11 protein-coding genes are annotated in these 11,904 nt (G+C 71.4%); 5 read left to right on the top strand and 6 right to left on the bottom strand.

From position 1 onward, the window contains the following. Nucleotides 1-95: 95 nt before the first annotated feature. Nucleotides 96-974, bottom strand: coding sequence for an enoyl-CoA hydratase (locus FHP29_RS08360; RefSeq protein ID WP_139622411.1), 879 nt, complete (start codon nt 972-974; stop codon nt 96-98). A gap of 50 nt (nt 975-1,024) precedes the next feature. Here FHP29_RS08360 and FHP29_RS08355 point away from each other — a divergent pair, with 50 nt between their 5' ends. Continuing rightward, nucleotides 1,025-1,837 (top strand): MaoC/PaaZ C-terminal domain-containing protein, encoded by an 813-nt coding sequence (locus FHP29_RS08355; RefSeq protein WP_240044394.1) that lies wholly within the window; start codon nt 1,025-1,027, stop codon nt 1,835-1,837. A gap of 5 nt (nt 1,838-1,842) precedes the next feature. On the opposite strand, the gene FHP29_RS08350 is transcribed toward FHP29_RS08355, so the two are convergent. Next, on the bottom strand, nt 1,843-3,195 hold the full coding sequence (locus FHP29_RS08350; RefSeq protein WP_139622410.1) for a pyridoxal phosphate-dependent decarboxylase family protein: 1,353 nt from the start codon (nt 3,193-3,195) through the stop codon (nt 1,843-1,845). Between the two features lie 119 nt (nt 3,196-3,314). On the opposite strand from FHP29_RS08350, the gene FHP29_RS08345 reads away from it, so the two are divergent. Continuing rightward, on the top strand, nt 3,315-3,851 hold the full coding sequence (locus FHP29_RS08345; protein ID WP_240044393.1) for an Lrp/AsnC family transcriptional regulator: 537 nt from the start codon (nt 3,315-3,317) through the stop codon (nt 3,849-3,851). Nucleotides 3,852-4,175: 324 nt separating this feature from the next. Here FHP29_RS08345 and FHP29_RS08340 read toward each other — a convergent pair whose 3' ends face one another. Together FHP29_RS08340 and FHP29_RS08335 are read right to left on the bottom strand one after the other, a co-directional pair. Continuing rightward, entirely contained in the window at nt 4,176-5,027 is an 852-nt protein-coding gene (locus FHP29_RS08340; protein WP_139622409.1) for a hypothetical protein, read from the bottom strand. A gap of 64 nt (nt 5,028-5,091) precedes the next feature. Continuing rightward, nucleotides 5,092-5,937 carry a carboxymuconolactone decarboxylase family protein gene (locus FHP29_RS08335; RefSeq protein ID WP_139622408.1) on the bottom strand — a complete coding sequence of 282 codons (846 nt, stop codon included), beginning with the start codon at nt 5,935-5,937 and terminating at the stop codon, nt 5,092-5,094. A 253-nt stretch (nt 5,938-6,190) separates the two neighbouring features. Between FHP29_RS08335 and FHP29_RS08330 the strand changes: the two genes are divergently transcribed. Both FHP29_RS08330 and FHP29_RS08325 read left to right on the top strand, forming a co-directional pair. After that, a complete protein-coding gene (locus tag FHP29_RS08330) occupies nt 6,191-8,014 on the top strand; it encodes a phosphoenolpyruvate carboxykinase (GTP) (protein WP_139622407.1) in 1,824 nt (607 codons plus the stop codon). 80 nt (nt 8,015-8,094) lie between these two features. Then, the gene (locus FHP29_RS08325; RefSeq protein WP_139622406.1) at nt 8,095-9,243 is read left to right on the top strand and encodes a zinc-binding dehydrogenase; all 1,149 of its coding nucleotides are present in this window, start codon (nt 8,095-8,097) and stop codon (nt 9,241-9,243) included. 22 nt (nt 9,244-9,265) lie between these two features. On the opposite strand, the gene FHP29_RS08320 is transcribed toward FHP29_RS08325, so the two are convergent. Next, complete coding sequence (locus FHP29_RS08320) at nt 9,266-9,745, bottom strand: hypothetical protein (protein WP_139622405.1); 480 nt, start codon at nt 9,743-9,745, stop codon at nt 9,266-9,268. 163 nt (nt 9,746-9,908) lie between these two features. Here FHP29_RS08320 and FHP29_RS08315 point away from each other — a divergent pair, with 163 nt between their 5' ends. Continuing rightward, nucleotides 9,909-10,505 carry a hypothetical protein gene (locus FHP29_RS08315; RefSeq protein ID WP_139622404.1) on the top strand — a complete coding sequence of 199 codons (597 nt, stop codon included), beginning with the start codon at nt 9,909-9,911 and terminating at the stop codon, nt 10,503-10,505. Nucleotides 10,506-10,519: 14 nt separating this feature from the next. On the opposite strand, the gene FHP29_RS08310 is transcribed toward FHP29_RS08315, so the two are convergent. Further along, nucleotides 10,520-11,904, bottom strand: a 1,385-nt coding sequence (locus tag FHP29_RS08310; protein ID WP_240044392.1) for an FAD-binding dehydrogenase, incomplete at its 5' end; no start/stop codon positions are given.

The following is an 11,904-nucleotide window of genomic DNA, read 5'->3' as shown; positions in this document are numbered from 1 at the left end:
TGGTCGCGTTCCTGCTCAGCGACGCGGCGAGCTACTGCACCGGGCAGGACTTCGTCGTCGACGGCGGCATGAAGGCCTGAGCCGAGCGAGGATCGCTATCCGGGCTCGCCGGCGTCCCGCTTGTTCGAGGCCGCCATCGCGGCGGCGTCGAGCCCGGCGAGCGAGTCGCCGCCGACCTCGGCGTTGTGGGCGTGCGCGGCGTGGTGGAGGCCGAAGACGGAGTCCATGCCCGCGCGCTGGCCCATCAGGTCCTCGGCCTGGTTGATCGCCTTCTTGGTGAGCGCGAGGCCGAGGCGCGGCATCACGGCGATCCGGTGCGCCATCTCGTCCACGGCGGCGTCGAGCTCGGCACGGGGGACGACGTGGTTGACCATGCCGAGCCGGTGGGCGCGATGGGCGTCGAAGCGGCCGCCGGTGTAGAGGAACTCCTTCGCTGCGCGGGGGTTCATCACCCACGGGTGCGCGAAGTACTCGACACCGGGGATGCCCATCTTGACGACGGGGTCGGAGAAGTAGGCGTCGTCGGAGGCGATGATGAAGTCGCAGATCCAGGCCAGCATCAGGCCGCCTGCGATGCAGGCGCCCTGCACCTTCGCGATCACCGGCTTCGGGATCTCGCGCCAACGGCGGCACATGCCGAGGTAGACCTCGGACTCGCGGGCGAAGCGCGCGTCGACGCCTTGCGCGCCCACGTGGTCCCACCAGATGACGGCCCTGCGCTCGAACGACTCGTCGATGTCGCGGCCGGGAGTGCCGATGTCGTGGCCCCCGCAGAAGTGCCTGCCGTTGCCGCCCAGCACGATCACCTTCACCGCGTCGTCGTCGACGGCGTCGGTGAATGCCCGGTCGAGCGCGTAGGTGACCTTCGAGTTCTGTGCGTTGGCGAACTCCGGCCGGTTGAGGGTCACGTAGGCGACGCCGTCGCGGACGTCGTAGGTCACCACCGGCTCGGTGGGTGCGGTGTCGTCGGCCATGGGGCTCCCCGTCTCGTACAAACCTAGCGTTTGCTTGGTAGTCTACCAGCGTGACGACTGGACCCGATCTTGATGTGACCGACACCGCCGACTGGGCGGGCCGGCCCCTCGGCGAGCGCGAGGTCGGCTGGGAGACGAGCGACGCGATCCTCTTCGCCCTCGCCGTGGGCGCCCGCGCCGAACAGCTCGACCTCGTCTTCGAGCGTGACCTGAGGGTGCTGCCGACCTTCGCGCTGACCCTGGCGCAGTGGGCACCCGACGTGCTCGGTTCTGCCGGCGCCTTCGACGTCGGTACGGCGCTGCACGGCTCCCAGCGGCTCGAGGTGCTCGCGCCCATGCCGGCCAGCGGGTCGACGCTGATGCGGGCCCGCGTCGGCGACGTGTGGGACAAGGGCGCGGCCGCGGTGTTCGAGGTCGTCGTGGAGTGCGAGTACGTCCGCGCGATGTGGTCGATCTTCGCCCCCGGCAGGGGCGGATTCGGGGGCGAGCGGGGGCCCGGCCGTGCGGCGGACCCCGAGGGCGAGCCCATCGCGACCCCCGTCGTCGACGTCGCGGCCAACGCCGCGGCGCTCTACCGGCTCACCGGCGATCGCCATCACATCCACATCGACCCGGCTGCGGCCGCGCGGATCGGTCAGCCCCGGCCGATCCTGCACGGCCTGGCGACCCTCTCGACCGCCGCCCTCGCCGCCGCCGAGGTGCACGGCGCGTCGCCGGCCGATCTGCGGCTGCTCGAGGGCCGGTTCAGTGGCACCGTCCTCCCGGGCGAACGGCTGACCGTGCCGGTCTGGGCGGACGGCGCGTTCCGGGTCGACACCGAGCGCGGCACGGCGATCGACGGCGCGCGCGCCCTCTTCGCCTGACAGGCTCAGGCCGTCGTCGTCGTGAGGATGTCGATGACCGCCGCCGGGTCGGTCGCCGGGTTCACGAACGCCAGCCGCAGCACCGTCTCGCCCCGCCACGACGTCGGCACGCAGAGGATCCGCCCGGCGCGGGACAGCTCGTCCGACCACGCGTAGTAGTCGTCGCGCGTCCAGCCGGGGCGGTCGAACAACAGCACCGAGAGGTCCGGCTCCAGCAGCAGCCGCAGGTTCGCGCTCTCCTTGATCGCGTCCGCCACGGCCCGCGTCGTGGTCAGCGTCTGCTCCCCGGCCGCGACGTACCGGTCGGTGCCGTGCACGGCCAGGCTGAACCAGAACGGCAGCCCCCGCACCCGCCGCGACAGGTGCACGGCGAGGTCGGTCGGGTTCCAGGCCTCGCGGTCGATCCGGTCGAGGTACGACGCGTGCTGGCTGTGCGCCGCGCGGGCCAGATCGGGGTCGCGGTAGAGCAGGGCGCAACAGTCGTACGGCGCGAACAGCCACTTGTGCGGATCGACGATGAAGCTGTCCGCCCGCTCGATGCCGTCGAACCGCGCCCGGGCGGAGGGGGCGGCGAGCCCCGCGCCGCCGTACGCGCCGTCGACGTGGAGCCACAGGCCGTGCTCCTCGCAGACGTCCGCGATCTCGGCGAGATCGTCGATGATGCCGGCGTTCGTCGTGCCCGCCGACGCGACGACCGCGAAGACGCCGGGCTCGTCGGCGGTCGCCGCGCGCAGGGCGGCGCCGGTGAGCTGGCCGCGCTCGCCCTCGGGGACCTCGACGACGCCGACGTCCATCACCCGGGCGTCGGCGAGGATCGAGGAGTGCGCACCGGACGTGCAGGCGATCTTCCAGCCGCCCTCGGGCCGGCCGCCGCGGCGGGCGAGCGCGGTGTGCCGGGCCGTGACCAGCGCCGAGAGGTTGCCGGAGGTGCCGCCGGAGACGAAGCACCCACCCGCCTCCTCCGGCCAGCCGAGCAGGGACACCAGCCAGGCCAGCGCCTCGTTCTCCGCGAAGATCGCACCCGCCCCGGCCTCCCACGTGCCGCCGAAGATGTTGAAGCTCGACACCACCGCGTCGAACGCCAGGGCCGCGCGGGTCGGGGCCGCCGGGATGTAGGCCAGGTTGAGCGGGTCGTCCTGGGCGCGGGTGGCGGGGGCGATGACGTCCTGGAAGACGGAGAAGGCCTGGTCGACGCCGATCCCCGCAGGCGTGATCGTCGTCCCCGCGTCGGCGCGGAGGGCCGAGATCGGGCGCGCCGTGGCCTTCGGGTCCGACGGGCTCGAGATCCGGGCGGAGGCGATCTTGACGGCTGCTTCGGTGACGCGACGCTCGTCGCCCCAGATGTGGGTGGCCTTCATGGGCCGAGCAGATCAGACCCGTCCCCGAACCTGCAACCTGACCACCGCGAGATGGCCATCGTGCGCATTTCTGCTCCGACGACTCCCGGACAACTGGCCAGAATGACTAGATTAGATCGGTGCTGACCCTCGACCAGATCGACCTCGCGCTGCTCACCGCCCTCACCGAGCACCCCCGCGCCGGCGACCTCGAGCTGTCCCGCCAGACCAAGGTCGCTCGCGCCACGGTGCAGAGCCGGCTGCGCCGGCTCACCGAGGCCGGCGTCATCGCCGACTGGGACCCGACCATCGACGTCGCCGCCGCCGGCTTCGAGGTGCAGGCCTATGTCACCCTCGAGATCGCCCAGGGCGCCCTGGACGAGGTCGCCCGCGACCTCGAGGCGATCCCGCAGGTCCTCGAGGCCTACGTGACCACCGGCTCCTTCGACGTCCTGTGCCGGGTCGCGACCCGCTCCCACCCCGAGCTCCAGGCCACGCTCGTGCGGATCGACCAGGCCTCGGCGGTCGTCCGCTCCACCAGCGTCATGGTGCTCTCGGTGCTCGTCGCGCCGCGGGTGCTCCCGCTGCTGGCCAGCGCCGAGCCCGTCCCGAGCCGCCGCGCGCCGGCGTACCGGACCGCTCATCGAACAAGGGGGAAAGTTTTTCCTTCAACTTGATGACAACGGCGGGAACGCTCTGGCATGCTTCTTGGTGCCGCCGCAGGTGACCCGAGACGCCTGCGGCGGCTTCCAAGTTTTTGGGGCCGAGCGGGTCGCCCGATCGAGCGAGGTCGCCAGCCCTCGCTGCGCTCGGGCCGCCGCCCCCGCCCGACGCGGCTTCGCCGCTGGGGCGACACGCTGCCGCCCGACGCGGCTTCGCCGCCGGGGCGACACGCTGCCGGCCGCGCGGTCGAGTCCGGGAGGGACCGCCTCCGCCTGGCGGCAGGACGATACGTAGGGGTCTTGGGTCTTGGGCCGAGCCGGTCGGTTGGTGCGTGGCGCTCAGAACTTGAAGAGCAGGGCCGACTTGTAGTCGGCGTTCATGTAGTTCACCAGCGAGGTCAGCCGCTTCTCGGAGACCTTCACCTTCGAGGTGCCGATGGTGACGGCGACGATGTTGCCGTAGACGCTCGAGGACCACTGACCCTGGACGAACGAGGGGTACAGGCTCCCGTCCGGAAGGTCCAGGTCCTTGTCCTTCATCGCGCCCTGCGCGGCCTTGGCGTGCCGCTCGGTGTCGAAGACGAGGAAGAGGTGGGTCAGGCGGACCTTCCCGCCGAGGGCGTTGAAGACCCACTGGGCGGCGTACGTGCACCGCTGGCGGGTGAGCACCGAGCCCTCCTCGACCGGAGCGCAGCTCGGATGGTCGACCGAGCTGACCAGGGTGGCGTGCTGCTCGACGTCGCCGAGCTTGAAGTCCCAGTCGCCCGGGAAGTCGGCCACCTTGACGTCGTTGTGGATGTCGTCGTCGGTGTCGTCGCTCGGTGTGTAGGGGGCGTCCGGAGTCGACGTGTCCGTGTCCTGCGACGGCGTCGCCTCCGAGCTCTCCACCGTGGGCTCCGTCGTCTGCTCCGTGGTGCGGTCCGGCGTCCGGTCGCCGTCCGCACGCTCGTCGTCGCCCCCGCCGGCGAGGAGGAAGGCGCCGGCGGCGACCGTGCCGAGCAGCACGATCGTCAGCAGGACGCCGCCGATCACGAGCGCGACGAGGGCGCCGCTCCGGGACCGGGGCGGTTGCCCGTACGGCGGCAGTGGTGGTTGCGGCTGGTACGGCGGGGGTGGCGGCCCCCATTCCGGTGGCGGTCCCTGCGGCGGTCCCTGCGGCGGTCCCTGCGGCGGCGGGGGCGGGAAGCTCATGGGAGGTGTCCTACCCGGCGTCGTGGCGCCTCAACCGGCGCGCCCCCGGCAGGTGCCGGCAGGCTCAGGGAGCGCTGAGCCCGAAGGCGACGCTCCCGTCGGGGAGCACGTCGTAGACCTCCGTGCCCTCGCTGACGTGTGCCTCGTCGGTGCCGAGGGCGACGGCGACCTTGTTGGCCGCGTTGCGGAGCAGATCGAGGACCAGTTCGACGGCCTCGGTCGGGGTGTAGTGCCGTCGTACGGCCGCGACGAGGTCGGGTCCGAGCCCGGTCGGCTCCCAGACCAGGGCGTCGACGACGGCCAGGCCGGTCTTGTGCCGCTCGGAGAGCGCGCTGTCCGGGTAGTGGTCGATCTCGTCGAGCGTCTCCTCGTCGACGCCGGCCGCCAGGGCCGAGCGGCTGCGCAGCGACTGGCAGATCCGGCAGCGGTGCTGGCGGGCCTGACGGAGCCGGAGCACCTCGGTGGTCACCGGGTCGAGCACGCGCAGACGGGCGATGGCCCGCCACAGGTCGTCGAGGGCCGGCCAGGGGTCGGCCCCGCCCGGCCCCGCCGCCTCGTCGGACCCGTCACCGGCCGGCCAGGCCGAGGGAGCGCCGAAGAGCTGATCGAGCGCCCGGCGTGCGCGCGGGACCCAATCGGCGACGTACAGGCGGCCGAGGAACGGGCGCGTGTGCGGGCCGAGGACCTCGATCAGCGCGGCCCGCTGCTCGGGCGTGATCATCGAGACGTCGACCTCGAACTGCTCGGCGAAGGCGGTGAGCACGTCGGCCGTCCCAGCGGTCGTCCCAGCGGTCGTCCCGCCGGTGACGGGCCGGATCGGGAGGAGGTCCAGGGCGGCGGCGACCTCGGGCGCGTGGGTCCGCAGAGCCGCGATCCCCGGCCCGGGTGTCCAGTCGGCGGGCGTCGTCATGGCGCGAGCAGATCAGGCGCGTGCGCCGGTCGGGGCGGTGATGTCGATGGGTGGGACGGCGCCGCGGGCCCTCGCCGATCCATTCGAACGATCCAATCTTCGCCGATGTGCGTCATCGCAAAACGGCTGTCATGGTGACTGCACGCGGACGACGGTGTCCACGGATCACACGATTCGAACCCCGGCAGAAACCGGGTGGGCTGTGGGGTAGCGTGCCCACACCTTGTCAAGGACCGAAAGGCTGGCGAAAGCAATGGTTGATGTGGAGCGGGCGCTCGACGAGGCGGGTCTCACCAACTCGCACGTTCGGGAGTACGTCGCACACTGGGCCAAGATCACGGGAGCAGAGCGCGTCGAGGTCGTGTCCGCGGCCGACGATGCCCGCCTGATCCAGGAGGCACTGGACGCGGGTGAGCTCCTGCCGGCCGGCGAGGGTCGCTACTACTCGCGCTCCTACTACAAGGACACCGCGCGCGCCGAGGAGCGCACCATCGTCGCCACCAGCGACGAGAACGACAAGGGCGTCTACAACAACTGGAAGCCCGCCGCGGAGATGAAGCCCAAGCTCATCGAGCTGATGACCGGCGCCTCCGCGGGCAAGACGATGTACGTCATCCCCTACCTGATGGCGCCGAAGGGCTCCCCCCTGCAGAACTTCGCCGCGGGCGTCGAGCTGACCGACAACCGCAACGTCGTGCTGCAGATGATCCGCATGGCGCGGGTCGGCGTGGAGTTCATCAACGACCTCGGCGACTCCTTCGTCAAGGCCGTGCACGTCACCGGCGACCTGGAGAACCTCGGCCAGGGCACCCCCGACGACAAGCGCTACTTCGTGACCGTGGCCGACGAGCGCACGATCCTGCACTTCGGATCGTCGTACGGCGGCAACGCGCTGCTCGGCAAGATCGCCCACGGCCTGCGCCAGGGCTCCTACGACGGCTGGAAGAACGGCTTCCTGGTCGAGCAGTTCATGCTGCTGGGCATCACCGACAAGGAGACCGGCAGGAAGTACAACATCTGCGGCGGCTTCCCCTCGGCCTCCGGCAAGACGAACCTCGCCATGACGCTGGCCCCCGACGCCCTGGGCGACCGCTACTACGTCGAGTTCTACGGCGACGACATCGCGTGGATCTGGGTCGGCGAGGACGGCAAGCTCTACGGGATGAACCCGGAGAACGGCGTCTTCGGCGTCGCCAAGGACACCAACGAGAAGACCAACCCGACCGCGATCGACTCGATCGTCCCCGGCACCGGCGCGATCTTCACCAACGTCGCCTACAACTCCAAGACCCAGGAGGTCTGGTGGGAGGGGCGCGGCGAGAAGCCGACCGACCTCGACGGCTGGGAGGACTGGAAGGGCGACATCATCGCCGACCGCTCTCCCGAGGACGCCGACGCTCCGTGGGCGCACCCCAACTCGCGCTTCACCACGACCCTGGCCAACGTCCCGAACGTCGCCAAGGACTTCGAGGACCCCCAGGGCGTCGAGATCCACGGCATCATCTTCGGTGGCCGCACCCGTGACCGCGAGCCGCTGATCCGCGCGATCACCGACATCGCCGAGGGCGTCTACGACGGTCTCACCCTGGGCGCCGAGGCGACCGCCGCGGCCGACGGCCTCGAGGGCGTGCTCCGCTACGACCCGATGTCGATGCGCCCGTTCATGTCCTACTCCGAGGCCGACTACGCCGCGCACTGGCTCGAGGTGATCGGCCGGGCGACGACCAAGCCGATCTTCGCGCACGTCAACTGGTTCCAGCGCGGCGAGGACGGCCGCTTCCTGTGGCCCGGCTACCGCGAGAACCTCCGCCCGCTGAACTGGCTGATGGAGTTCCTCAACGGTCAGGTCGAGGGCGTCCAGACCCCCGTCGGTGTGCTGCCGAAGCGCGAGGAGCTCAACCTCGAGGGTCTCGACGAGCAGGCGCTCGCCGACCTCGACACGCTCCTCACCATCGACGTCGCGCGCTGGCAGCAGGAGATGGGCTTCCGCGAGAAGCACCTCGCCCAGTTCGAGGGCCTGCCCGAGGCGATCTGGGAGGCGCACCGCCGCGTCGCCCAGGCCCTCGACAACGCCTGACCCAGCACAGGTCCGTTCGCGAACCCCCGGCTCCACGGAGCCGGGGGTTCGCGCATTCTGCGCACCGGCATGATGTGCGCATGCGTGCCGTCGTCTGCCATCGGGCCGAGCTCAGTGTCGAGGACCTCCCGGACCTGAGCCCGCAGCGGGGCCAAGTCCTCATCGACGTGGAGCGATGCGGCATCTGCGGCTCCGACCTCCACGCGCGCCTGCACTGCGACGAGACGGCGGCCGACGTCGCGGAGCTCGGCTACGACCACTTCATGCGCTCCACCGACCGCGTCGTGATGGGCCACGAGTTCGTCGGCACCGTCGCGGACTACGGCCCGCGCACGCGCAAGCAGTACCCGGTCGGCACCCGGGTGGTCGCGCTCCCGGTGCTGAGCGCCGGTGGCTCCGCCCATCTGACCGGGTTGAGCCCGCTCGCCTCCGGCGGGTACGCCGAGCAGGTGCTCGCGATCCCGTCGATGACCATGCGGGTTCCGGACGGTGTCGACGTCGAGGCGGCGGCGCTGACCGAGCCGATGGCGGTCGCCCTGCACGCCGTACGCCGCGGCGAGGTCGGCGCCAAGGACACGGCCGTCGTCATCGGCTGCGGCCCGATCGGGCTCGCCGTCATCGCGATGCTCAAGGCGACCGGCGTGCGGCACGTGATCGCCAGCGACTTCTCGGCCGGCCGCCGCGCGCTCGCCGAGCGGATGGGCGCCGACGTCGTGGTGGATCCGGCAGACGAGTCGCCGTGGGCGTCCTTCGCCGACTCCCAGCGCTATCTCACCGAGGCGATCGCGCTCGCCGAGCTCGGGATCGGCGCGATGAACCGGCTGCGCGCCGTACCCCTGCTGCCCTGGGCGAAGATCATGCGCGCCGCCGAGAGGGCCGGCGCCACCCCGCGCGGACCGGTCGTCTTCGAGTGCGTCGGCGTCCCCGGCATGATCGAGCACGTCGTCGCCAACGCCCCGCTCCTCTCGCGGGTGGTCGTCGTCGGGGTCTGCATGGGCGCGGACTCGTTCCGGCCGTCGATGGCGATCAACAAGGAGATCGACCTGCGCTTCGCCTTCGCCTACGACCCGGGCGAGTTCCACCAGACCCTGCGGTGGATCGCGCAGGGCAAGGTGGACGTGCGCCCCCTCGTCACCGGAACCGTCGGCCTCGACGGGGTGGCCCAGGCGTTCGAGGACCTCGGCGACCCCGAACGGCACGCGAAGGTGCTCGTCGACCCGTCGCGCTGACGGGGCGGCTGCGCCGCGAGGCTCAGGCCGCGGGGTGCCGCAACAGGTGGGCCTTCACGATCTTGAGATCGTCCTCGACCGAGCCGAGACGGTGGTCGACGGAGTCGAGCCGGACGCCGAGGACCTCGGCGACGTGGTCGATCTTGGCGTCGAGCCGCTTCTCCATCTGGTCGAAGCGGGAGTCGACAGCGTCGAACCGGGCTTCGACAGCGTCGAACCGGGCTTCGACACCACCGAACCGGGCGTCGACGGCGTCGAACCGGGCGTCGACGGCGTCGAACCGGGCGTCGACGGCGTCGAGCCGGGCTTCGAGCCGGGCTTCGATCGCGTCGAATCGGACGTTGGTCGTGGCCTCGAGGGTGTCGATCCGGCCGTCCAGCCGGGCGGCCACCGAGTGGAGCTGCGCGACGGTGTAGCGGGTGGACAGCGTGAGCGCGGCGAACATGATCGCGCTGAACACCCCGAGCAGGGTCCAGATCTGCGGGTCGTTCACCAGGTCCACCTCCTCAGTGTGCAACGGTCGTTGGGATCGTGCCACCGGAGCAGGCTCCGGGCCAGCACGAACCCGGCGCCTGTGGAAAGCGTCGGCGGCGTCGGCTCGCGTTGAACCGGACGGCGTCCCGGTGCGTACTCCCCTTCACCAGTCCCGAGGAAAGAGGGTCCCCATGCGCACCACGATCGTCGTCGGCCTCGCCCTTGCCTGCCCGGTCCTCGCCGCGGCCGGCTCGGCGGGTTCGGCCGGAGCCGCGGCCCAGGGCAGCGCCCCCACCGGCGCCTACTCCGCCGACCTGGCCCCGGTGAACCACGGTGGCTCCGGTCATGTCGAGCTCGACCTGCTCGGCACCCGGCTGGCCGTCTCCCTCACCGCGTCGGGCATCGACGACGGCGTCCACGTCGCCCACATCCACGGCATCCGGCAGGCCCAGGCGGAGTGTCCGGCGCTCGGTCGCGACGTGGACGGCAACGGCCTCGTCGACCTGGTCGAGGGCCTGCCCGACTACGGTCCGGTCGTCCGCACCCTGTCGAACGGCACGAGCGACCGCGGCACCGACCTGCAGTACGAGCGGACCTTCAAGCTCCTCGACAACGGCGACGCGATCGCGTCGCTCGGGCGGCTGGACCAGTACGCCGTGGTGGTGCACGGCGTCGACATCGACGGCGACGGCCGGGCGACCGACCCCGACGTCCAGCACGACGGGTCCGACCCCGACGACAACGAGGTGTCGATGCCCGCCCTGTGCGGTGTGATCAGCCCCGACTGATCAGTGCCGACTGATCACCCGGAGACCGCCCGGCCGACCGCCCGGCCGGCGGCCCGGCCGGAGAAGATGCAGCCGCCGAGGAAGGTGCCTTCGAGCGCGTTGTAGCCGTGGACGCCGCCGCCGCCGAAGCCGGCGACCTCGCCGGCGGCGTACAGCCCCGGGAACACCGAGCCGTCGGGGCGGACGACCCGGCTGTCGAGGTCCGTCTCGATGCCGCCGAGCGTCTTGCGGCTGAGGATGTTGAGGCGTACGGCGATGAGCGGGCCGTGCGCGGGATCGAGGATCCGGTGCGGCTTGGCGACCCGCATCAGCTTGCCGGTCCGGTCCCGGCGCGCGTTGTGGATCGCCATCACCTGGGCGTCCTTGCAGAACGGGTTGTCGATCTGGCGGTCGCGGTCCTCGATCTGGCGGCGCAGCAGGTCGGCGTCGAGCACGCGGCCGCCGCGGGCGATCTGGTTCATCCCCGCGACCAGGGAGTCGAGGTCGCCGGCGACCACGAAGTCCTCGCCGTGCTCCTTGAACGCCTCGACCGGGCTGGTCGCGCCCTTGGCGAGACGCTCCTTGAGCATCATCTTGATGTCCTTCTCGGTCCAGTCCGGGTTCTGCTCGGATCCGGAGAGGGCGAACTCCTTCTCGATGATCGACTGGGTCAGCACGAACCACGAGTAGTCGGCGCCCGTGGCCAGGATCTGCTTCATCGAGCCGATCGAGTCGGCGCCGGGCACACCGGACATGCCGGTCAGGCGCCGCCCGTCGGCGTCGAACCACATCGACGACGGTCCGGGAAGGATGCGGATCGCGTGGTCGGGCCAGATCGGGCTCCAGTTGTGGACGCCCTCGACGTAGGCCCACATCCGGTCCTTGTTGACCAGGCTCGCGCCGGCGGCCTCGGTGATGGCGAGCATCCGTCCGTCGACGTGCGCGGGCACGCCGGCGATCATGTGCTCGGGAGCCGGACCCACTCGCTCGGTCGGCCAGTTCGCCCGCATCAGCTCGAAGTTGTGCCCAATCCCGCCGGACGTGACGACCACCGCCGGCGCGCGCAGCTCGAAGTCGCCCACGACCTCACGCGAGGAGGCCTCGCCCCGGGGCCGGTCGTCGTCGGGCGCGAGCAGCGAGCCGCGGACGCCGACGCATGCGTCGTCCTCGACGATGAGGTCGTCGACACGGTGACGGAAGCCGAACCGCACCAGTCCGCGCGCCTCGGCCTCCTCGACCGGCTCGCGGAACACACGGACCACCTCCGGCCCGGTGCCCCACGTGATGTGGAAGCGCGGCACGGAGTTGCCGTGGCCGCTGGCCGACCCGTCACCGCGCTCGGCCCAGCCGACGAAGGTCAGCGACTTCAGGCCGAGGTCGCGGAGGTAGTCGCGCTTCTCGGAGGCGGCGAAGTCGACGT

This window comes from Nocardioides albidus (assembly GCF_006335005.1).
In the GTDB taxonomy this organism is placed as follows: Bacteria; Actinomycetota; Actinomycetes; order Propionibacteriales; family Nocardioidaceae; genus Nocardioides; species Nocardioides albidus.
Note: the sequence above shows the minus strand (reverse complement) of the source record. Positions and strands in the feature narration are given on the sequence as shown.